The sequence below is a fragment of the Bilifractor sp. HCP3S3_D3 genome (assembly GCF_052063915.1).
Lineage (GTDB): Bacteria > Bacillota > Clostridia > Lachnospirales > Lachnospiraceae > Bilifractor.
This window is the reverse complement of record NZ_JBQHWP010000010.1, coordinates 83825-106515: the sequence shown is the minus strand read 5'-3', so window position 1 is coordinate 106515 and position 22691 is coordinate 83825. Positions and strand designations below refer to the sequence as shown.

Below are 22691 nucleotides of genomic sequence, written 5' to 3'. Positions count from 1 at the left end.
GTCAGAGGCAAAAGATCGGAGCCGGTATGCCCCTTAACGGCTATCTAAGGGGATAATTTAGCGGTTTTTCTAAGCGACCGGTTTAACGGCTGGTCTAATGACCGGTTTAGCGGCTGGTCCTGCGAAAAACTTCCAAAAAATCCAGAAGATACTGTCGGAGGACCGCATTTTCCGTTTCTTCGCTCCCGTCAGGCTTTGGCCGAAGGTCCTCCCACCGGAAATAGGCGGGCTTTGATTTGTAGTCCATGTAAAAGGCCGGCTCGATCTTACCGGAGAACTGCGGCAGAAAGGTCCCCCGGGCTTTTTGGTAACAGGTTGCCGCCCTGGCTTTTTCCCGATGCTCCGGATCTACATATATCGCAACGTCCCGATGAATTGCCCTGTCCTCATCCGGCAGATAGAAGTAATTCCTGTAATCGGAAAAGAAATGCTTCATCTCCGTCTTTCGTGTGCGGATCAGAAGATCCGCGCTCAGCGAATTCTCCTCGCATCCTAAACGGAGAACCGCCCCGTACTCCCGGTCCGCGACCGCAGCCGGAACAGGGAAGGCGTGATCGGCTTTCATGCGGATCCGCAGTGCCTGTCTCTCCGATGGATTCTCCCCGTTCTCTTCAAAGCACGAGTCATCTCCGCCAGCCATTGTTTCTCCGGATTCTCCAACCATTGCTTCTCCGGACAGTCGGAAGCCTCCGCTGAAAAAGAGAGGATAGGAGAGTACCGGCAGAATATCAGCCATGCCCGCGACATCGTCATGATTGTGAAGGAAGAGAAGATGCAGCAGCTCCTCATCACGGCTCTCCAGATAACGCCGGTATACCGGTATCAGATCACCGCCACTTGAGCGATCCTCTCTTTCGACCCCGAGAAATTTCTCCACATCCTTCTGCTTCAGAGAGGGCAGGCCGAGAAACTTCTGAAGAGGACGCACCTCCCGGTAGATATCAACACTCTCCATACTCTCAAACGGGTCTGTCAGACCGTAAAACTCACATTTATGCCGGATATACGGAAGATCAAACAAATTGCCATTATAATGCAGAAGCCGCACACTGCCTCCACCTTCTTCGGAATTCCCGTTTTTTTCTTTCCCCTTCAGATCGTGCAGAAAATCTCCGAACATCTGCAGAAGGTTTTTCTCCTCTGAAGGCCTGTCCAGAAACCACTGAACCAGAATCCACTCGCCGCAGCAGCAGTACAGGACACCGATCAGATATACATGAGAGGTTTTCCAGGAAAGTCCCGTCGTCTCTATATCAAACAAAACCACGTCCTCATCCGGAAAATATTCCCGGATCTTTTCCGTCAGATGTTGCTCCGCAGTTTCCTGTCTTTTCCGCATTATCTTCTCCTTTCTGCACAGTTTTTCTCAAGTCAAAACGTCTGTATCCTGCAGTCATATTCCTACATTATAGCTTTCACGCCATCCTGCCGCAAGCGAAGCACGGAGCATTGCACAGTTGTACAGTTTGTAGAGCTGTATCACGAATGAACTAGCTCGCGGATTACTTTTTCATTGAAAACAACGGTTGTTTTACTCCCGTAATGCCGAATCTGCAGATATTTGGCAGCTTTCTCCTGCCCGGAAGCAGAAAGTTCTTCAACAGAAGTTCCGTTTTCCAGCTAACCCTTCAGCATTTTCGCAGCGGGCACAAAATTCCAAAGAAGAGACGTGTAATAATTGTGCTGTCGGCATCTGTTGCAGAACGCATGCCTTTCTTACAATGGTGATTACAGCAATAAAAGTTACGAAATATGGAGAGAATTCCCGCCGATGGGGTGATGACTCTATGGTGCAATCATACTCTGGCAGTTTTAGCAAAAAGATACATAAAGGAGGCTGAGAAATGACACCAAGGGAAAATGCTATAGCAGTTTACAACAGAGGACAGCCGGATTACTACGGGGATTTGATGGATGCGATTGTATTGCTTCCGGATCCGGTACTGATGCGGGATATCCCGCCGCAGGATGGGAAAATTCATCCGGATTCCTGGGGAGTCCCCTACGTCTGGAAACCGGGTGCGCCGGGGGCTCATCCGTATATCACTCCCGATAATGTGGTCATTAAGGATATCGAAAACTGGGACCGCTATGTCAACGTGCCGTCTCTGGAAAATCTGGACTGGGGGCCTGCGCAGAAAGTGGCCGAGGGAGTTGACCGGAAAGAAAAATTTGTCGGAATAATGTTCGGAGGAGGACTGTTTGAGAGGTCGCATTTCCTTCTTGGTATGGAAAATGCCCTGATTGATTATCTGGAATATCCGGATGAGATGAAGGAACTGCTGTCCGTCATCAAGGATTTCAAAATTGCCTACATCAGGCAGATGGCTGAAAAGGTTCACCCGGAAATCATTTTCTATCATGATGACTGGGGCTCCAAGCAGAATGTCTTTCTGCCTCCGGCTGTCTGGAGAAACATCATAAAACCTCTGCAGCAGGAAATTTCCGACGCGATCCATGACTGCGGCATGATTTACATGCACCATGCAGACTGCATCTGCCAGCCTCTGGTGACCGATATGGTAGATCTGGGCATTGATATCTGGCAGGGAGTCATTGCGCAGAATGACATTGTTAAAATCCAGCAGATTACGGAGGGCAAACTTGCCATGGTCGGCGGGGTGGACGGTCCTGCCATAGATGTGGACGGCATCTCGGAAGAGGCAATCCGGCAGGAAGTCAGAAGAGCAATTGATGAATACTGTCCTGCCGGGCGGTTCTATCCGTCCATTCCGAACGGCGTCTGCTTCCGGGAATGGAATAACCAAATCTATCGTGATGAGCTGGAAAAATACGGAAGAAGGTATGCGCAGGAGCACCCTGTTACATAAACGTGGGCTAAAAAAGCATGTGTCAGATATCCGTCAGACCGTCTGGTTTACAGCAACCGGATGGATAGAGGGAGAGTCTTGGTACAATTTTCGGTGCGGCAGAAGCTGCAAAGATTGTGCCGACAGGACATTTTCGCAGCAGGGGACAAGAGGTATGATTCAATCATTGATGTATTTATCGATATGATCTACCGATACGGAATCCTTCGCAGATGAACTGATCATCTAGAAACTCACATAAAATCTGACAAAATCACTTTGGGGCTGTTTCATAAATGAACTATACAATCAAATAAAGTGATGATATGGCTGTCATGCTGGGTTTATATTTACACACCTGGTATGGGGGCCTTTCTTTTTTGCTTTTTCTGTTATGCTCATATATAGGAGTAATGTGCGTTTTTTGTCCTAACGGAAGAAGAATGCTGTCAAAAGAGAATCCGAGATCGAAGGCAACAAAAAAACGCAGCTTAAGAGAAAGTCGTGTAGAGTATACAATCGTGAAACATCCCTGTACGGTTTGTGGCACGGTTTACAAAATCCTCCGTTTCGTGGTAATATGATTGAAATATGGGTCACTCTGTACCAGGGATAGAATTTCTGAAAGGCACACGCGCATGATAGGATTTCTGAAAGGCACAATTGAAGAAACAGGCCCGGATTACGTCGTCATAGACAATCACGGGATCGGCTGGATCGTTTATGTACCGGCAGCCCTCATCGACCGGGATCTCCGCACAGGAGATGACGTGAAGCTGTACACACATATGGCCGTCCGCGAAGACGCGGTGACTCTCTACGGGTTCTTCACAAGAGATGATCTCGAGGTCTTCCGGCTCCTGTTAAATGTCAGCGGAATCGGTCCGAGGGGAGCTCTCGGCGTTCTCTCCACCATGACATCAGACAATCTGCGCTTTGCGGTGCTCGCCGACGACGCTGCCGCGATTGCGAAGGCGCCGGGCATCGGAAAAAAGACCGCCCAGAAGCTCATACTGGAATTGAAGGACAAGTTCCGTCTCGACGAAGCCTTTGAGAAAAAGCTTGCACACGGGGCGGAAGCGGACAGTGCCGCTGAGCCCGGTTCCGGCGGACAGTCCGCCGCTGCGGATGATGCCGTGCAGGCACTTGTCGCTCTCGGCTACTCGGGAGCCGAGGCCCTGCAGGCTGTTCGAAAGGCAGCCACCGATGAAAGCATGGACTCTGAAGCCATCCTGAAGGCAGCCCTGAAATTTTTATTCTGACCTGCGTTCTGTCCGCTCTCTCAACGGCGCGCATCTGCCGCAGAGACAGCTGCTGAATTTTTTATTCTGACCTGCATTCTATCCGCTCCGCGGCAGGCCGCAGATCCGCCCATGTACAGGGTTGCGAGAGCACACAGCACGGAACGATCTGTAACTGACATAATTAGTGGCGTAATACATCATTCAGGTATTTATGGAAAAACGAATCATACAAACCGAGGCACGGCAGGAAGATGAACCGGTAGAAAAAAGTCTCCGTCCGCAGAGCCTCGACGAATATATCGGCCAGGAAAAGGCCAAAAACAATCTTCGGATTTATATACAGGCCGCCCGGCAGAGAGGCGATGTTCTGGATCACGTCCTGTTCTACGGTCCGCCCGGTCTCGGGAAAACCACCCTTGCCGGCATCATTGCCAATGAGATGGGCACGCATATGAAGGTGACATCAGGACCGGCAATTGAAAAGCCGGGAGAGATGGCAGCGATCCTGAACAATCTTCAGGAGGGCGATATCCTGTTTGTCGACGAGATTCACCGCCTGAACCGGCAGGTGGAGGAAGTCCTCTATCCGGCGATGGAGGATTACGCCATCGATATTATGATCGGCAAGGGTTCCTCTGCGCGGTCCATTAGGCTCGATCTCCCGAAATTCACTCTGGTGGGTGCCACGACAAGAGCAGGACTCCTGACCGCGCCCCTGAGGGATCGATTCGGCGTGATCCAGCACATGGAATTCTATACCGTTGATGAGCTCAGTGAAATCATCCTTCACTCCTCACGAATTCTGGACGTTGAAATTGACGATGAAGGTGCGCACGAGCTTGCCAGACGGTCACGTGGAACCCCGCGGATTGCCAACCGTCTTCTGAAACGTGTCCGGGATTTCGCAATGGTTCAGTATGACGGAAGGATCACCGCGGATGTCGCGAATATGGCGCTGAATCTTCTGGAGGTGGACCGGTACGGGCTGGACCGCACCGACCGCAAGCTGCTGACCACAATCATCGACAAGTTCAAGGGCGGACCGGTAGGCCTGGATACGCTTGCGGCTGCCATAGGCGAAGATTCCGGCACCATCGAGGATGTCTACGAACCGTATCTGATCAAGAACGGTTTTCTGAACCGGACGCACAGCGGAAGAGTGGCGACCGAGCTCGCCTACCACCATCTCGGGATAGATATCCCCGAGAACTAAGGCACAGCGCAGATTCATCAGAGAAGAAGCGCAGACATACCAGGTGCGGAAGATGCACCGCGGATGTGACAGAAGAGGAATCTGCACCGCAGATACAGCAAATCTGTCAAAAGAACAATCCGCAGCACAGATACACCGGAAGCGGAAACCGGATCGCCTGCATCCGGCAGAATCCGTATTTATAACATATAGACAATACAGATACAGAGGGATAAACATATGGCGGAAAAGCATTCAGTAAAGGTTCTGATTGACGGAAAGGCAATTACTCTTTCCGGTTACGAGAGTGAGGAATACCTGCAGAGAGTTGCATTCTATCTCAACAACAAGATCGCCGAGCTCAGCTCCATCAGCGGCTACGGCCGCCTGACACAGGATACGAAATCCATGCTTCTCGAGTTCAACATCGCAGATGACTACTTCAAGGCAAAATCCCAGGTAGATTCTATGGAGCAGGATCTCGAGAACAAGGACCAGAGCACCTACGATATCAAGCACGACCTCGTGGCGGCACAGATGGAAATTGAAAGGCTCAAGAAGGAAAATGCAAGACTTCGTGAAAGCAGAAGCAATGACAGTACCCGCAAATAAGCGAGAGATGACCGAAAGGATTTCCGGTGGAAGAAAGGCAGGCATCCCCGCCGTTCAAACAGAGCTTCTGGCCCCTGCCGGTTCTGTCGAAGCTCTGAAGGCCGCCTACATTGCAGGAGCCGACGCCGTATACATCGGAGGCAGCCGGTTCGGCGCGAGAGCGTATGCCGACAATCCCGGTGAAACCGAGCTCTGTGAAGCCATTGACCTTGCACACAGGCTCGGAAAAAAGCTCTACATGACCGTCAACACTCTGGTCAAGGATTCCGAGATGGAAAAAGACCTCGAAGACTTCATGAAACCATATGTGGAGGAGGGGCTTGACGGGGTCATTGTACAGGATTTCGGCGTCATCGATCTTTTTCAGCATGTATTTCCGGATCTTTCCCTCCATGCCAGCACGCAAATGACGGTGACCGGTGTTCACGGTGCTGCCTTCCTGAAGGAGATCGGCATGTCCAGAATCGTCCCCGCAAGGGAACTCTCTCTGGAAGAGATCCGTCTCATTCACGACAAGACCGGTATGGAGATCGAGAGCTTTATCCACGGAGCGATGTGTTACAGCTATTCCGGCCAGTGCCTGATGAGCAGCCTTATCGGAGGCCGCAGCGGAAACCGGGGCAGATGTGCCGGTGTCTGCCGCCTTCCTTTCGAAGTCTATGAAGACGGAAAGCTCCTCACCGGGAAGAACACCAGATATCCGCTGAACATGAAGGATATGAACACAGTTAAGATTCTCCCGGATCTCATCCGCGCGGGTATTTCTTCCTTTAAAATAGAAGGCCGCATGAAAAAACCGGAGTACACCGCCGGCGTCGTGCAGGTCTACCGCAAATACATCGACCGCTTCCTCTCGGATCCGGACCACTACCGCATAGACAGCGAAGACCTGGAGTTTCTATGGAATCTCTTCAACCGCGACGGCTTTCATCCCGGCTGTTATCTGCAGCGAAACGGCAGGGATATGATTGCCCTCAAAAATGAAAAGCTGAGCGATGTCCGTCAGAAAGCGGCACAGGAGCTGACCGGACGAATACGCGCCGATCTCAGCACCCGCGAGGCTGCCCACAGGCTACAGACTCCTGTCGCCGCAAGGCTCAGACTCACTGTAGACGAAGGCGCCGTTCTTGATCTGTCATGGTCAGCGGACCAGACGCCCCGTTTCCCTGCCGGCCCGGATTTTTCCGGGAAAATTGTCTCCGGCGAAACCGGATCTGTTCATGTCCGGATTCAAAAAGGCGGAGTACAGATCGCAGAAAACCGTCCGGTCACCGAAGAGCGAATTCTCGCGCAAATGAACAAAACCGGTAACAGCCCTTTCTATTTTCAGGATCTGCGTCTGAAAGCGGAGAAGAATCTCTTCGTTCCGATGCAGCTGTTAAACGAGCTTCGGAGAGAGGGTTTTTCTGCGCTTTCCGAAAAAATCCGCGAGACATACCGCCGCAGCGCCCCGGCTGTTTCAAATACATCAAGGGATTTCTTCCGTACAGATACAGATGCTGCGGAGCCAGGGCGGACCTGCTGTACCGCATCCGTCAGCACCGTGGAACAGCTCCGTGCTCTTCTGGACGTAAAGGGTCTCTCCGCACTCTGGCTCGACGCCGAGATGTTCCTTGGAGACAACGCACACTCCGGATTTCTGTCAGAAGCAGTACGGAGGACACAGGAATCTGGAAAGTCCGCCTTTCTGATGCTCCCCTATGTGATGCGAAAAGACAGCGAAGCGTCGCTGACCTCCCTTGTCCGTGCATATATGTCCTTGTTCCCGGAATCCACGGCTGCGTCTTCCTGTGCCATTCTGGTGCGAAACCTCGAGGAGCTCGGCCTGCTCCGCTTCCTTGGTCTTACCGGATATACAGTGGCAGACGCCGGAATCTACACGATGAATACGCGGGCAGAAGATTTCCTGGCCCGCTGGGGATATTCCCGCAACACGGCCTCCCTCGAACTCAATTACCGGGAACTTCAAAAAAGAGATAACCGCACGAGCGAAATCATTGTATACGGCCGCGCTCCGATGATGCTGTCGGCTCACTGCCTGAAGAAGACAATGGACCGCTGCACTCATTCCGATGCGCGTCTTGTTCTGAAGGACAGAAAGGGAGCCAGGTTCCCCGCGGAATGTCACTGCGTTTCCTGCTACAATATCATCTACAACAGTCTGCCTTCCTCGCTGTTAAAAGAGCATCTGAGCGACGGCAGAGATTCCTTATCCCCGCTGGACAGGCTGCATTTTCGATCCTTCCGTCTGCAGTTTACAGATGAAAGCGGTCCGCTCGCCTCGAAAATCGCGACCGCCTTCCTTGAACGGCGTGATCTTTCGGATATCGAAACCACACGTGGACATTTCCGCCGCGGTGTAGAGTAGGCGTAAATGGCAGAAGACAGAAAGATCCCCACAACATGAGGTGTCCGTTTCATGGTAAAAATATTAGTACAGGTATCGAAATACGTTCTTCTTCTGATCATGATTTTTTTCACGGTGGAAACTTTCATGGTCCTCAAGAGGAAATCAGATGAGGCACGGCGCCGGATCATGCGAAACCAGATCTGGCTCATGGTTCTTTTCAACACTGTCAGCTATGTCATCATGTACCTTCAGTCCGAGGAGCCTTATATGATCCTCATGCTGATCTGTGTGATCGGATATATCCTGGTGGTGCAGATTTTGTACCGGATTATATACCGGAAAGCCTCTCTCATTCTGCTGAATACAATGTGCATGATCCTGACCGTCGGGCTGGTCATGCAGTCAAGGCTTGGAATCGATAATGCCAGAAAGCAGTTCATCATAGCCGCGTTTGCCACGATGGTCTGCTTCATTATCCCGGTCTTTGTCCGGAGAGTCCGCTGGGTTTCAAAGCTCACATGGCTCTACGGCATAGTGGGCATCCTGCTGCTCGGAGCAGTTCTGGCGCTCGGCCGGGTTACCGGCGGCGCTAACCTCAACCTGAACATCGGAGGCATTTCCTTCCAGTTTTCCGAATTTGTCAAGATCAGTGTCGTTCTGTTCATGGCTGGCATGCTTCAGAAGCGCACCGACTTTAAGCAGGTTGTCATCACCACGATCGTGGTCGCGATCCATGTCGGGATTCTGGCGCTGTCCGCCGATCTTGGCGCTGCGCTTGTATATTTTGTCGCGTATATCGTCATGGTTTACGTCGCCACCAGGAATCCCGGCTACATAGCTCTCGGTCTGGGAGGCATGGCAGGCGCATGTGTCGTTGCCTACCGCCGTTTTGAGCATGTCCGCGTCCGGGTACAGGTCTGGAAGGATCCGTTCTCCGACTATGAAGGCACCGGATATCAGATCATCCAGGCACTCTTCGGTGTCTGCGCGGGCGGATGGTTCGGCACCGGCCTGTTCAACGGTCATCCGGAGATGATTCCTCTTGCGTATGAGGATTTCACCTTTGCAGCTATCTGTGAGGAATTCGGGATCATTTTTTCCATCTGCCTGATCCTACTCTGCATGGGAATGTATCTGCTGATCGTAAACATCGCTCTCCGCCTTGACCGGCCCTTCTATAAGCTGGTCGCGATCGGATTCGGTACGGAATATGCCTTTCAGGTATTCCTGACGATCGGCGGCACGACAAAATTCATCCCGATGACAGGCATCACGCTTCCGCTGGTCAGCTACGGAGGAAGTTCACTGATGTGCACAATTGCCATGATATCCATCATCCAGGGACTGTACATCATGAGAAAGGACGAGGACGAAGAACTTGAGGAAGAAAGACGAGAGAGGATACGGAGAAACAGAGAGCTCCAGAGGCAGCCGCAGAACCGGGATCAGGGATTCCGGCCGCAGCAGTACCGGCCGGAGCAGCCGTTCCGACCGGAACAGCAGTATGAACAGCAGCCGTACAGACCGCAGGGACAATCCGGACAGGTACGACAGGACACCGGAGACCTCGAACGAAAGATCGAAGAACAGACAAAAGAAGATCTCGCGCTCCGCAATCATTAGGCCCTACCGGATTGTGTCTTTCGTCTCCCTTGCGCTTTTTGCGTCTCTGATCGTCTACATGGTATACTTTCAGATCAACGACAGTGATGCCCTGCTGAACAGCCCGTACAATAAACGGCAGGAGGAAGCGGCACGGGAGATCATCCGCGGATCCATTCTGGCGGATGATGGCACAACCGCCCTGGCAAGAACTGACACGGCAGACGACGGTACAGAAACCAGAGTCTATCCCTATGGCTCACTGTTTGCCCAGTCAGTCGGTTACTCCGTCTACGGAGGAAGCGGGCTGGAATCGACCCACAACAACGATCTGATCCAGTCTCACTCCGGCATCGTCACCCAGATGGAAAACGATCTGAACGAGCAGAAGAAGGCAGGCGACAACATCGTGACGACCTTCAATGTGCCCCTTCAGCAGGCAGCAGCCGCTGCGATGGGTGACAATTCGGGAGCAGTAATCGCCATGGATGTCGATACCGGAAGCGTCCTCGTGGATTACAGCAGCCCGACCTATGATCCGAACACCGTCGAGGAGAACTGGGACACCCTGACGAATTCCGACAACGGCATCTTCCTGAATCGCGCAACCCAGGGACTTTATCCGCCGGGCTCCACCTTCAAGATCGTCACCGCGCTCGCGTACCTGCGGCAGAATGGCAGCTTCGACAATTTTTCCTACAACTGCACCGGAACATACGAAAACGCAGGTTTCACGATACATTGCTACAACTACGAGGCGCATGGGCAGGAGACCTTTGCCAGCGCGTTCGCAAATTCGTGTAACTGTGCCTTCGCCTACATGAGTCAGAACGACATCGACAAATCCACCTTACGGCAGACTGCCGATGATTTCGGTCTGAATCAGGCGGTTGATACCGATCTTGATGTCACAACAAGTACCTTCACGCTGGATTCCAGCACACCGGACCAGCTGACCATGCAGACCGCGATCGGACAGGGCGACACCAGAGTCACGCCGCTTCAGATGTGCATGATCGGGCAGGCTGTTGCCAATAAAGGCGTGATGCTGAAGCCCTATTTTGTAAAAAGCGTTGTAAGCGCTGAGGGAAGAACGGTAAAAACCACACAGACCACAACCTTAAAGCAGGTCATGGACGCGGGACAGGCTGCAAACCTGACGGAAGCGATGAGAGGCGTTGTGCAGGGCGGAACCGGAACTGCCATCGCCGACCTTCCCTATGACATTGTCGGAAAGACCGGAACCGCCGAATACGACAGTGCGGGTGACTCCCACTCCTGGTTTGTTGGTTTCTCCAACACCGGGAATAATGATATCGTGGTCTGCGCCATTGTGGAAAACGGAGGAGATGGCACAGCCCCTGCAATCAATGTCGTCCGCCAGGTATTCGCCACATATTTCGGAAGCGAAAGCTGAACGGGATCTGTCGGAATCAGACGGAATCCGGCACTCCCGCATTTTATATCCTTCCTTGCGAACGGCGCACAACTGTCGTATACTTATCATAATTATGGGAGGATAAGACACATGATAAATGCGGTAAGCTGCGGAGGAATCGTCATCTTCCGGGGAAAAATCCTCGTCCTGTATAAAAATTTCAAAGGTCGCTATGAAGGCTGGGTTCTCCCAAAGGGTACTGTCGAACAGGGAGAAGCGTTCACAGATACGGCTCTTCGGGAAGTTCGTGAAGAATCCGGGGCAAAGGCTACAATCATGAAATATATCGGAACGAGCCACTATACATTTGAGGTTCCGGAGGGAGCGGTAGACAAACAGGTCCACTGGTATCTGATGATGGGAAGCAGTTATTACAGCAAGCCGCAGTGGGAGGAATATTTCATCGATTCCGGATATTACAAATACCACGAGGCCTATCATCTGCTGAAATTCACGAATGAGCGCCAGATCCTCGAAAAGGGATACAGCACTTACATGGAGATGAAGAAATCAGGATTATGGGTACCCAAAAAGTAAAATTTTCAGGCAAACTGTATCTCGGCACACGGGCGGAGGAGCAGGAAGCGAAAATCCGCCGCGCGCTCCGAAAGGGTGCCTGGTTTCCCGGATTGTTTCTGATCACCTACCCTCTGAACGAGGCGGAGCAGCTGGATATCATTGAGGCAAAATATCTTAGAAATGATATCATCCTGCGTACGCTTCCGCCGGTAGTAGGCCTGGCAGTCGGAAAGCGTGAATCGTACGAGGTTCTGGCGCAGATCGCCGGGGAAACATTCCAGGCGACCGGATCATGTGATATGAAATCCTATCTGAGGCAGACGGATGCTCCCGGAATGTGCACCCGGAGCAGAAGCATATCCTGAATCTCCGGACCAGGACACAGCTGCCGCGCACTGAGACGCAGTTGCCGCAGACTGACGCACAGATGTCGCTCACTGCGACACCGTTGTCGCAGCTGACACGGACAGAAAGATAGAGGAGGAAGGATGCTGTCAGTTTTTCTTCACATTCTGTCAACGATTGGTATCATTCTGCTGTGGATAATCGGGATTATTCTTGTCCTCATCCTTCTCCTGCTTTTCACCCCCTTTTTATACCGGGTGAAACTGAAGAAGCACGGAGACGAAATCCGCGCAGACGCAAAGGTCTGGTGGCTGTTTCACTTCTTCCATGCTGACTTTCATTTCAGACGAAGCGGCGGAAGCAGCACGCACAGCGGGGAGATACGAATTCTCGGGATTCCACTCCTGAAGCTGATCAACAGAAGAAAAGAGAAAAGGAATCACCAATCAACAGAAACAAAAGAAGCCACCGGGGCCGGTGCGAAAACATTCCGCAGTGCCTCTGAGGCCAGGGGAGAGACCTGGTCCGCGGCAAAGAAACGGCCGACGGTAAGTCCCGGTCAATGGAAATACATGCCCGACAGGAGCACCGAAGAAAACGCTGCGGCACTCGATATAGAGGTGGCTGCAAGTGAAACGCCTGGTCCGCTCGCCCGGTTCGGAGCGCGGATCAGCAGTCTGTTCTGCCGGATTCGAAAGGCCATCCGCCGGTTTTTCACCTCTGCAGGGGAAGCTCTCCGGAAAATCCGTCATTTTCTGAACATCGCGGCGGACTGGATCGACTACCTGGAATCGGAATCCTTCTACTGCTTCAAGGAAATGGCACTGAAGCAGATCGGAGCTCTGCTTCATCATATTCTTCCGCGGAGGATTGACGGGTACGCCGAATTTGGCACGGACGATCCGGCACTGACCGGACAGCTTCTCGGCATCTTCGCGATTTTTTATCCGAAGATACCGGGCAGCCTGCAGATTCGGCCGGATTTTCAACAGAAAATCCTTGAGGCAGATATGGATCTTCGAGGTCATATCATTCTGATTGTACCACTCGTGCGAATTCTCAGAATCGTCACCGCCAGAGAATTCCGGATCCTGATGCGGCGGATCCGCCGCAAGGGGTCCTCTCAAGCGGATACAAGCGAGGGAAAACCGGATACCGGTCGCAAAAAGAGAAAAGGCATCATTCCTCGCAGAAAGAGGGCTGCCTGATTGCGATTCAGCTGCTGCACCGACAGACAGGAGGACAGCCTGCAGAGTCTTCAAATGATTTTGCATAACACCCGGCCATACAGTCTCCACGCTGTCATGCCCAACCAGGCAGCAGTAGTTTTAAACCAGGCAGTAGTTTTCATATTTAAAAAAAACACCCGGCCGTACAGGGCCGTCATAACGGGAATCCCGAAACAAATCGGACAGGCAGCCCGCCGCCGGCAGGAATCTGAAATAACAACGGACTACAGGAGGAATACGGATTATGTCAGACAAGAAGAACAGCTTTGAAAATAATGTTGACTCGCTTTTCAAGGGACTGAATAACTTCCTTACCACGAAGGCAGTTGTCGGCCAGCCCGTTCCGGTCGGCGACAGCATCATGATTCCCCTCTCAGAGGTTTCCTTCGGTATGGGTGCCGGCGCTTTCAGCAACAATTCCAAGGATAACGGCGGCGGCGCGGCAGGCGCCAAGATGGTTCCTGCCGCTGTCCTGATGGTAGCGAAGGACGGCACCACAAAGCTGATCAGCATGAAGAGCCAGGATGCTGTTTCCAAGATCATTGATATGGCCCCGGACATCGTGACCAAGATCAAGGAAGCTGTCGGTAAAGATGGCAGCGGATCCTCCGCTGGAGAATCGGACGCGGAAGAATAAGCCTGGAGTATTTCGGAGCAATTTTCTTCCATTCCAGGCGCTGGTGCGGTGGGCCCTCGAATTTTTGTTCACCACTCAAAAAAGTTTCCCGCGAAATTCTCAAAAAGTTCTTGCAAAGAACGGGACCTTCTGATACAATAGCTGAGTGTTGTAAGCCGTTGTGTCAGAATCGGCTTTAGTTTGTGGTTAAGGAGGTGTGATCATGGCAAAATGTGCTATTTGCGATAAGGCTGTTTACTTTGGCAATAATGTAAGCCATTCTCATAGAAGATCTAATCATATGTGGAAAGCTAACGTTAAGGCTGTACGTGTAAAGACACCACAGGGTACAAAGAAGATGTACGTTTGTACCAGCTGCCTGAGAAGCGGTGCTGTAGAGCGTGCCTGAAGTCACGACTCCATAAGAAGAAAACATCCGGGAGCTATGCGGAAATACAAAAGTGTTTCTGCATAGCTTTTTTCTATTTCATAATCCTCATGAAACTTCACGGTGTAGCAAAGCATCAGGATTCTGATTCCGTCTTTTCCGCCGCTACAATGGACCAGTGGCAAAGAGATATCGCTCTTATTCATGAAATAGGAGCCAACGCCATTCGTTTATCGCATTACCCGCATCCAACGGAAGTTTACGATCTATGTGATAAATATGGCTTTGTTGTCTGGGCGGAAATCCCACTATTAAAACTCACGGAAAACGAGACATTATTTGCAAATGCCAAACAACAATTGAAAGAAATGGTCCTTCAAAACATGCACCATCCCAGCATTTGTTTTTGGGGCCTCCAGAATGAGATCGCGATTTACGGGGAATTTCCGTTTATGACCGAAAAGATGAAGGCCTTAAACGAGATGGCGCACGCACTGGATTCAACCCGTCTAACCGCATGTGCCAATCTGAATGTGGTACATCCTGAAAGTACTCTGAACCAAATCACAGATGTTACCGCATATAATATATATTACGGCTGGTATTATGGAGACTTCGCGGACAATGGTAAATTCTTAGACGATTTTCATAAGACTAATCCCAATATGCCGCTTGCAATATCGGAATACGGAGCAGACGCAAGCATAAAATTTCACAGTGCAGATCCAAAGGTAAATGATTATTCAGAAGAATTCCAGGCCCTCTATCACGAGACCGTATATCCAATGATCGCACAGCGCGATTTCGTCTGGGGCAGCTTTGTATGGAATATGTTCGATTTTACCAGTCCTATCCGGCAAACCGCTGACGTTAAAAACAGAAACATCAAAGGTCTGGTAACCTTTGACAGACAGACCCGGAAAGACAGCTTTTTCTATTATAAAGCGATGTGGGCAAAAGACCCCTTTGTTTATATAGCAGGCAAACGTTATCAAAACCGGGCAGAAGAATCGATTTCCGTTAAGGTATATTCAAATCAGCCAAACGTAACACTCACCGTTAACGGTAAGACAGTCACGCAAGCTGTATTAAATGGAAACACTGTTTTTTCTAATATAGCACTGAACATGGGGGCAAACAGGATTACAGCACAGTCAGGGCACACCAGCGATGAAGCCACCTTTTATCGGAAGACGGAAGAAGATCCTTCCTACACCTATGTAGATCAGCATCCCGGATTAAATGTCCGCAACTGGTTCCTGGATGAAAAAGAAGAAGCTGAGCTGTTTCCCGAAGGTTTCTTATCTATTCGAAGCACCATCAACGAATTGCTGGCGAACGAGAAGGCAATGCAGACAATCGACAGAAGAATGCCTGATGTAGGAGCTGGCATGCGAGATATGGTCGGTACTTTCGAGCTCGACAAATTTTTTGCATTCGCAAAGCCAGACTATTCCGAAGAGGAAATTCGAACACTAAATGCAGAGCTAACCAAAATCAAAAAGTCATAGAATATTCCAACAGAGGCTGCAACGCAGCCTCATTCCGGTTCGCTGATGATAACGTTTCATTTCTTCCTGAAATTTTCCGTAAGTCGTATAAACAATCATGCAGAGGCTCCTTTCTGATTCCTTTCTATCGTGTTCTCTACACCCATTCCTTCTCTTTAGAGGCATTCAGCATTCTTTCTCTGTATTTTTTTGGAGAGATGCCATACTCCCGTACAAATGCGCGATAGAAAACAGAGTAATCATTAAAGCCATACATGAGGCAGGCTTCATTTACACCGACGCCATTCAAAATAGCATTGCGGCTCATCAGAAGCCGCTTTTTTTGTATGTACTGATGAACCGAAATTCCCATATTGTCCTTGAAAAGATGTGCAATATAATATTTGCTCACAAAAAAATGCTGTGCCAGAAGATCGAGAGAGAGAGGTTCATCCAGATGCCCTTCAATGAAATGTGCAATATTGTCATAGAGCGGTTCTCCATTGTCTTCCCTTTGATTTTTCTGTTCATGATAAATACGGCTGATTTCCAGAAGAAGTTGGCCGGCGAGCAGCATAAGACGGGCCTCCCGCCCGAATCTCCGGGAATGGATTTCCTCCAGGAACTCAAAAATCTCCGCCTGCACTGCATTGAAGATCAGATCCTCTACATGAAAAATCAGATACCCGTTTTCCGATGCCCGCTCCGTCAAATAGCCGAAATCCGGCGAACTCTCCATTAGCTTCTCCAGAAACGAGCAGCTCACCCAGAAAATAAACCGTCGGTAAGAAGTCTTTTCCGAATGAATCGCCGCATGATGCGGAACCTTTGGTGCAACTGCTATAATGTCCCCATGACACAGCGAAACCGGCTGGTTTTTCAGATACATTTCCGCGCTTCCCTCAAGAAAGAAGTAAAATTCCCAGTAACTGTGCGTATGGTTCTCCACCGAAGTCAGTGTCTGATCATCATAATAATACAGCTCAAAATCTCCCGATAGCATATATTGCCGCTGCGCAAAAGGCGACCTCAGTTCATTCTTCATTTCTGCCCCCTGATGCGGGTTGTTCCATGCATCTCACCCTTACTTACCGCCTTGTCCATCACATACCTTTTCGTTAACCAGACCGTTTGCATTTTCGAAGAGCATACCATGATACAGCAATTTTTGCAATGTATCCGACAAGGAACACAATGGGCCCTCCGAAGCAGACCAGGTATCATAGGATCTAACAGTTCCCTTGTAAAAGCAGAAAGAAACACGGAGGAATCACATGAAAAAATTTATGGATCCGGATTTTCTTCTCGACACGGATATCGCCCGCGAACTATATCACAGCGCGGCCAGCCGAAGCCCCATTATCGACTACCACAATCATCTCAGCCCTCAAGAGATCTATGAGGACCCGTGCTATCGCAGCATTACCGAAGCCTGGCTTGCCGGAGATCACTATAAATGGCGCGCAATGAGGGCAAACGGAGTTCCGGAAGAACTTGTCACCGGTGACGGGGATCCCTACGAAAAATTCCTGGCATGGGCGGATACCATCCGGAACAGCGTTGGGAACCCGCTGTATCACTGGACGCATCTCGAGCTTCAGAGATATTTCGGAATTGACGAGTGTCTTTCTCCGGAAACCGCTCCGGAAATCTGGAATGCCTGCAACCAAAAGCTTTCCCAAAAGGATTTTTCCGTCCGAAACCTGCTGAAAAGGATGCAGGTTCAGGTTCTCTGCACCACAGATGACCCCGCAGACTCCCTGCATTATCATGAGCTTCTCGCATCGGAAGAAGATGCCTTTCACGTCTATCCGACATTCCGTCCGGAAAAGGCGCTCGGCATTGAGAAGGAGGGTTTTCCGGAATATCTCAAGAAACTGGAAGATCTTACGAATGTCCCCTGCGACAATATCAAAGGCATTCTAAAAGCTCTGGAGCTTCGTCTTGACTTTTTTGTAAAAGCCGGGTGCCGTGTCACAGACCACAGTCTGGAGAATCACTTCTATATCCCGGCCACGGAGGACCAGGTAAACAAGATCCTGCAGAAAAGACTGCGCGGTGAGGCGCTCACAGAAACAGGCTGTGGAATGTACCACGGATTCCTGCTGACATACCTGGGGAAAATGTACGCGCACAGAGACCTTGCCATGCAGCTTCACATCGGAGCCATCCGAAACACTTCCACTCGCATGTACCGGAAACTCGGACCGGATACCGGATTCGACAGCATCAATGATTTCAATTACGCGCCGGAGCTCGCCGCTCTGCTGGATGCTATGGATCAGACAGATGAGCTTCCCAAAACCATCCTGTACTACCTGAATCCGAAAGACGCAGACATGCTTGCGGCAATGGCAGGTAATTACCAGAGTAACTCCCGCGGCATCCGCGGAAAGATTCAGCTGGGTACCGCCTGGTGGTTCTGCGATCACCGTAGAGGAATGGAGCAGCAGATGGACAGTCTTGCCAATCTCGGTCTGCTCTCGACCTCCATTGGTATGGTAACAGATTCCCGAAGCTTCCTGTCTTTTTCTCGACATGAATACTATCGGAGAATCTTATGTCGAAAGATCGGACAGTGGGTGGAAAACGGAGAATATCCGGATGATCGCGGTTATCTGAACGATCTGATTGAACGCATTTCCCTGCGGAACGCGAAAGAATATTTTGAATTGTAAAGAGATAAAGAACCGGAAGAGAGAAAGCGTTTTCCTCACAATCCAGATAGAACACATGCTCTGCAAACGAAAAGGAGAAAAAGAACCATGGAAATGACACTGCGATGGTATGGAAAAAAATTCGACACCGTCACCCTCGAACAGATCCGTCAGATCCCGGGCGTCCGGGGAGTAATTACTACCCTGTATGATACAGAACCGGGAGAGGTCTGGAGCCGGGAGCGCATTAACGCCTTAAAAGAAGAGGTGGAATCTGCGGGCCTGGAGATAGCCGGAATTGAAAGCGTAAATGTACATGAAGATATCAAGCTTGGAAAACCGGATCGGGATGTATTGATCGATCACTATATCGAAACGCTCGAGAATCTCGGAAAAGAAGATATCCATATGGTCTGCTACAACTTTATGCCGGTCTTTGACTGGACCAGAACAGAGCTGGCGCGGAAACGGCCGGACGGCTCCACCGTACTTGCCTATACCCAGAAGGCTGTGGATGCACTGATTCCCGAAGAAATGTTCCAGTCCATTGCCTGCGACATGAACGGATCTGTCATGCCGGGATGGGAACCGGAACGCATGGCACATGTCAAGGAGCTCTTTGCCGAATATAAAGGAGTAACAGAAGAGGACCTGTTCGACAACCTGAAATATTTCCTGGAGAGAATCATGCCGGTCTGCCGGAAGTACGATATCTATATGGCGATCCACCCGGATGATCCGGCATGGAGTGTCTTCGGACTTCCCAGAATCATAATCAACAAAGAAAACCTCCTTCGCATGATGCATATGGTCGATGATCCGCATAACGGCGTTACCTTATGCACCGGTTCCCTTGGAACAAATCTACAGAATGATCTCCCCGATATCATTCGTTCCCTGAAGGGAAGAATTCACTTTGCGCATGTTCGGAATCTCAAGTTCCATTCACAGCAGGACTTCGAGGAGGCGGCGCATCTTTCCTCAGACGGTTCCTTTGATATGTATGAAATCGTAAAAGCTCTGCACGATATCGGTTTTGACGGCCCCATCCGACCCGATCACGGAAGAATGATCTGGGGCGAAAAAGCCATGCCCGGTTACGGACTTTATGACCGTGCGCTCGGCGCCGCCTATATCAACGGTCTCTGGGAGGCCATCGAGAAAAATAGCCGTAATTGAGCCTTTCATAATGGAACAATTAATACTCGAACATTTAAACTCGAACATTTAATTATCGAACATTGGATATAGAGAGGAAAAAACATGGATTATTCATTAGATATCAACGATAAAGTAGCGGTTGTGACCGGTGCCGGCGGTGTATTGTGCGGGATGTTCTCAAAAGTACTCGCAGAACAGGGAGCAAAGGTTGCTCTCCTGGATTTGAACCAGGAAGCCGCTCAGATAGTAGCCGACGAGATCTGCGCTTCCGGCGGAATCGCAAAGGCATATAAGGCAAATGTTCTGGAGCTTGAAAGCCTGAAGCAGGTACACGAACAGGTTCTCACCGATCTCGGAAGCTGCGACATTCTTCTCAACGGTGCCGGCGGCAACAACAAAATGGCAAATACAGACAAGGAATATTTCGAACCCGGCGACGAAATGGATCCGGAAACGGTGAGCTTTTTCGATCTCGATCCACAGGGCGTGCAGTTTGTGTTCAGCCTCAATTTCATCGGCACCCTGCTTCCTACACAGGTTTTCGCAAAGGATATGATCGGGAAGAAGAACGTAAGCATCATCAACATTTCCTCTATGAACGCTTTCACCCCACTGACAAAGATCCCCGCATACAGCGGAGCAAAAGCTGCCATCAGTAATTTTACTCAGTGGCTTGCCGTTCACTTCTCCAGAGCCGGCATACGCGTCAATGCACTGGCGCCTGGATTTTTTGTGACAAATCAGAACCGGGACCTTCTGTTTGACGTCGATGGCAATCCGACTGCTCGGACAAAAAAAATCCTTGCGGCGACACCTATGAACCGCTTTGGAGAACCAGAAGAGCTCAACGGAACCCTGCTGTATCTGCTGAATGAGAAAATGTCCGGCTTTGTCACAGGCGTTGTCATCCCGATCGACGGCGGATTTTCCGCTTATTCCGGAGTCTGAAAATTTTCACACGTAAAATTACCTGTTTCTACTCTCGGACATCCACGAACTATCGCTGTATGAGAATTACGTAAATTCATGATGTCGGGAAGTCCATAGCTTATACCATAACGCCGGAGGTAACAACATGACACATGTACTGACTTTTGGAGAGCCGCTGCTTGTCTGGATTCCGCAGGAAACCGGAAGTTTTTCTGAAGTCACACATTTTCAGAAGGCGGCAGCCGGAGCAGAACTCAATGTATCCATCGGTCTTTCAAGGCTTGGTCACACGGTAACCTACCTCTCTGCGGTAGGCGATGACTTTGCCGGCCGCTTTCTGCTCGGCAAAATGCAAAAAGAACACATTGACACGACGGCGGTAAAAATTGACCCTGACCATCTGACCGGAACCTATTTTAAAACGAAGACAGAGCAGGGAGACCCTGAAGTTTTTTATATGCGAAAAACCTCGGCTGCATCGCACCTATCTCCGGATTCGCTTGCGAATATTTCCGCCTCCGATAACGATATCATCCACCTGACCGGGATTACGGCCGCTCTCTCTGAAAGCTGTTATGAAACATCCCTTCGGATTCAGGATATGGCGTGGAGCGCCGCTAATCGACCGTTCCTCACCTTTGATCCCAATTTGCGCCTCAGCCTTTGGAAGTCCGAAGACCAGATGATCTCCAGAATCAACGCTCTGGCTTTTCGATCCGATCTTGTGATGCCGGGAATCGCCGAAGGAAGACTCCTGACCGGGAAGAGTAAACCGGAAGCGATCGCCGATTATTACTTTGAACATGGCACACAAAAAGCCGTCATCATCAAAAACGGCGCGCAGGGAGCTTATTATCAGACCATTGACGGTGAAAGAGGAGACGTCCCCGGATTCTTTGTACCACAAATTGTCGATACGGTCGGCGCCGGAGATGCCTTTGCCGCAGGTGTCCTTTCCGCACTGCTCGAAAGCATGGATATGCAAGAAGCCGTTCGGAGAGGCAATGCCATGGGAGCGCTTATGATTGCCGCGCCCGGAGATAATGACGCGCTTCCCGACCGACACATACTGCAGCAGTTTACCCATGCGCATTTCACTACGGAGGAATCAAAATGAATGCCAATAATTCTTCAGCATCACAATCGAAGTTCCCAGAGCAGATTGCGATTACCGGAATCGTCCCGGTAGTCGCGCTCGATCACGCAGATAACGCCGTTCCGCTGGCAAAGGCTCTTCTTGCAGGAGGTATTAACTTCATGGAGATTACCTTCCGCACAAGGGCAGCGGCTCAGGCCATTGCAAACGTCTCTCATGAAGTGCCGGACATGCATGTCGGAGCAGGAACGGTCCTGACCATGACACAATGCGTACAGGCTCTGGAAAACGGTGCGCAGTTTATCGTAGCCCCCGGATTTTCCGCCGATATCGTCCGGTACTGTCAGGAAAACGGAATTCCGGTCGTCCCGGGATGCGCAACCCCCACGGAAATTACCGAATGTGTCCGGATGGGGCTCTCCATGGTTAAATTTTTCCCGGCAAAGCTCTATGGAGGCGTATCCGCCATCAAGGCGCTCCACGCCCCCTTTCCGGATCTCAAATTTCTTCCCACCGGAGGCGTAAACAGCGATAATATGGAAGAGTATTTGAAGCTTTCCTGTGTTTCGGCTGTCGGCGGAAGCTGGGTCTGCCCGAAGGACCTGATCGAAGATGGTCGCTTTGCAGAAATCACTGCTCTGTCCAGGGAAGCCACCGACAGGATCCGCGCGCGAAACGCTTAAAGCTTACAGATTAAGAGCAGTACCATCGGAAAGGAGAAGATATCGGAAAAAACGTATAAAGAAAGAGCGCAGACGGATTTATGCCAAAGCAGAAAATCCACCTGCGCTCCTTCTGCGCTTACAGATCGAAATAATTCAGTCCGAAGCTCAACTACCATTATGCAGAAGCTGCTCCCAATGGAGAAAGACGGAAAAAGGCTGAGTCGGCAGGTTTCGCTTCACAAGCACGATCTTTTACGCTATACTAAAGGCTGTTAAATTGGGTTTTTCGGAATTGCCGGACAGGCAACCGCTCACAAATCCATAAATCATCGATACCAGAAAGGAGC

General features: G+C 50.5%; 20 protein-coding genes. 18 read left to right on the top strand and 2 right to left on the bottom strand.

Annotation, left to right across the window (positions count from 1 at the left end; translation table 11 throughout):
* Positions 1–106 precede the first annotated feature (106 nt).
* Positions 107–1339 (bottom strand): ribonuclease H-like domain-containing protein, encoded by a 1233-nt coding sequence (locus ACTNDI_RS07790; RefSeq protein WP_441100374.1) that lies wholly within the window; start codon positions 1337–1339, stop codon positions 107–109.
* 505 nt (positions 1340–1844) lie between these two features.
* Here ACTNDI_RS07790 and ACTNDI_RS07785 point away from each other — a divergent pair.
* From ACTNDI_RS07785 to ACTNDI_RS07725, 13 genes are all read left to right on the top strand, one after another.
* Positions 1845–2831, top strand: a complete 987-nt coding sequence (locus ACTNDI_RS07785) for a uroporphyrinogen decarboxylase family protein (RefSeq protein WP_441100373.1) — start codon at positions 1845–1847, stop codon at positions 2829–2831.
* Positions 2832–3448: 617 nt separating this feature from the next.
* On the top strand, positions 3449–4072 hold the full coding sequence (gene ruvA, locus ACTNDI_RS07780; RefSeq protein ID WP_441100371.1) for a Holliday junction branch migration protein RuvA: 624 nt from the start codon (positions 3449–3451) through the stop codon (positions 4070–4072).
* Positions 4073–4265: 193 nt separating this feature from the next.
* The gene (gene ruvB, locus ACTNDI_RS07775) at positions 4266–5267 is read left to right on the top strand and encodes a Holliday junction branch migration DNA helicase RuvB (protein WP_441100369.1); all 1002 of its coding nucleotides are present in this window, start codon (positions 4266–4268) and stop codon (positions 5265–5267) included.
* Positions 5268–5486: 219 nt separating this feature from the next.
* On the top strand, positions 5487–5858 hold the full coding sequence (locus ACTNDI_RS07770) for a cell division protein ZapA (RefSeq protein ID WP_441100368.1): 372 nt from the start codon (positions 5487–5489) through the stop codon (positions 5856–5858).
* 7 nt (positions 5859–5865) lie between these two features.
* Positions 5866–8226 carry a peptidase U32 family protein gene (locus tag ACTNDI_RS07765; RefSeq protein WP_441100421.1) on the top strand — a complete coding sequence of 787 codons (2361 nt, stop codon included), beginning with the start codon at positions 5866–5868 and terminating at the stop codon, positions 8224–8226.
* Positions 8227–8277: 51 nt separating this feature from the next.
* On the top strand, positions 8278–9831 hold the full coding sequence (locus ACTNDI_RS07760) for an FtsW/RodA/SpoVE family cell cycle protein (RefSeq protein WP_441100367.1): 1554 nt from the start codon (positions 8278–8280) through the stop codon (positions 9829–9831).
* The gene (locus ACTNDI_RS07755; RefSeq protein WP_441100420.1) at positions 9713–11227 is read left to right on the top strand and encodes a peptidoglycan D,D-transpeptidase FtsI family protein; all 1515 of its coding nucleotides are present in this window, start codon (positions 9713–9715) and stop codon (positions 11225–11227) included. The genes ACTNDI_RS07760 and ACTNDI_RS07755 overlap by 119 nt, the downstream gene beginning before the upstream one ends.
* 111 nt (positions 11228–11338) lie before the next feature.
* Complete coding sequence (locus tag ACTNDI_RS07750; protein ID WP_441100366.1) at positions 11339–11785, top strand: NUDIX hydrolase; 447 nt, start codon at positions 11339–11341, stop codon at positions 11783–11785.
* On the top strand, positions 11767–12132 hold the full coding sequence (locus tag ACTNDI_RS07745; RefSeq protein WP_441100365.1) for a hypothetical protein: 366 nt from the start codon (positions 11767–11769) through the stop codon (positions 12130–12132). Before ACTNDI_RS07750 ends, ACTNDI_RS07745 begins: the two co-directional genes overlap by 19 nt.
* A gap of 123 nt (positions 12133–12255) precedes the next feature.
* Positions 12256–13320: a DUF2953 domain-containing protein gene (locus ACTNDI_RS07740; protein ID WP_441100363.1), complete on the top strand. Its 1065-nt coding sequence runs from the start codon at positions 12256–12258 to the stop codon at positions 13318–13320.
* A gap of 265 nt (positions 13321–13585) precedes the next feature.
* On the top strand, positions 13586–13978 hold the full coding sequence (locus ACTNDI_RS07735) for a GerW family sporulation protein (RefSeq protein WP_441100362.1): 393 nt from the start codon (positions 13586–13588) through the stop codon (positions 13976–13978).
* 202 nt (positions 13979–14180) lie between these two features.
* Positions 14181–14366 (top strand): 50S ribosomal protein L28, encoded by a 186-nt coding sequence (rpmB, locus tag ACTNDI_RS07730; protein WP_441100361.1) that lies wholly within the window; start codon positions 14181–14183, stop codon positions 14364–14366.
* Between the two features lie 89 nt (positions 14367–14455).
* Positions 14456–15856 (top strand): glycoside hydrolase family 2 TIM barrel-domain containing protein, encoded by a 1401-nt coding sequence (locus ACTNDI_RS07725; protein WP_441100360.1) that lies wholly within the window; start codon positions 14456–14458, stop codon positions 15854–15856.
* A 136-nt stretch (positions 15857–15992) separates the two neighbouring features.
* On the opposite strand, the gene ACTNDI_RS07720 is transcribed toward ACTNDI_RS07725, so the two are convergent.
* Complete coding sequence (locus ACTNDI_RS07720) at positions 15993–16880, bottom strand: AraC family transcriptional regulator (protein WP_441100359.1); 888 nt, start codon at positions 16878–16880, stop codon at positions 15993–15995.
* 229 nt (positions 16881–17109) lie between these two features.
* Between ACTNDI_RS07720 and uxaC the strand changes: the two genes are divergently transcribed.
* From uxaC to ACTNDI_RS07695, 5 genes are all read left to right on the top strand, one after another.
* Positions 17110–18513 carry a glucuronate isomerase gene (uxaC, locus tag ACTNDI_RS07715; protein ID WP_441100358.1) on the top strand — a complete coding sequence of 468 codons (1404 nt, stop codon included), beginning with the start codon at positions 17110–17112 and terminating at the stop codon, positions 18511–18513.
* A gap of 87 nt (positions 18514–18600) precedes the next feature.
* On the top strand, positions 18601–19671 hold the full coding sequence (gene uxuA, locus ACTNDI_RS07710; protein ID WP_441100357.1) for a mannonate dehydratase: 1071 nt from the start codon (positions 18601–18603) through the stop codon (positions 19669–19671).
* Positions 19672–19755: 84 nt separating this feature from the next.
* Positions 19756–20601 carry an SDR family oxidoreductase gene (locus tag ACTNDI_RS07705; RefSeq protein ID WP_441100356.1) on the top strand — a complete coding sequence of 282 codons (846 nt, stop codon included), beginning with the start codon at positions 19756–19758 and terminating at the stop codon, positions 20599–20601.
* A 127-nt stretch (positions 20602–20728) separates the two neighbouring features.
* Positions 20729–21700 carry a sugar kinase gene (locus ACTNDI_RS07700; RefSeq protein ID WP_441100355.1) on the top strand — a complete coding sequence of 324 codons (972 nt, stop codon included), beginning with the start codon at positions 20729–20731 and terminating at the stop codon, positions 21698–21700.
* Positions 21697–22362 carry a bifunctional 4-hydroxy-2-oxoglutarate aldolase/2-dehydro-3-deoxy-phosphogluconate aldolase gene (locus tag ACTNDI_RS07695; protein ID WP_441100354.1) on the top strand — a complete coding sequence of 222 codons (666 nt, stop codon included), beginning with the start codon at positions 21697–21699 and terminating at the stop codon, positions 22360–22362. The genes ACTNDI_RS07700 and ACTNDI_RS07695 overlap by 4 nt, the downstream gene beginning before the upstream one ends.
* Positions 22363–22691 lie beyond the last annotated feature (329 nt).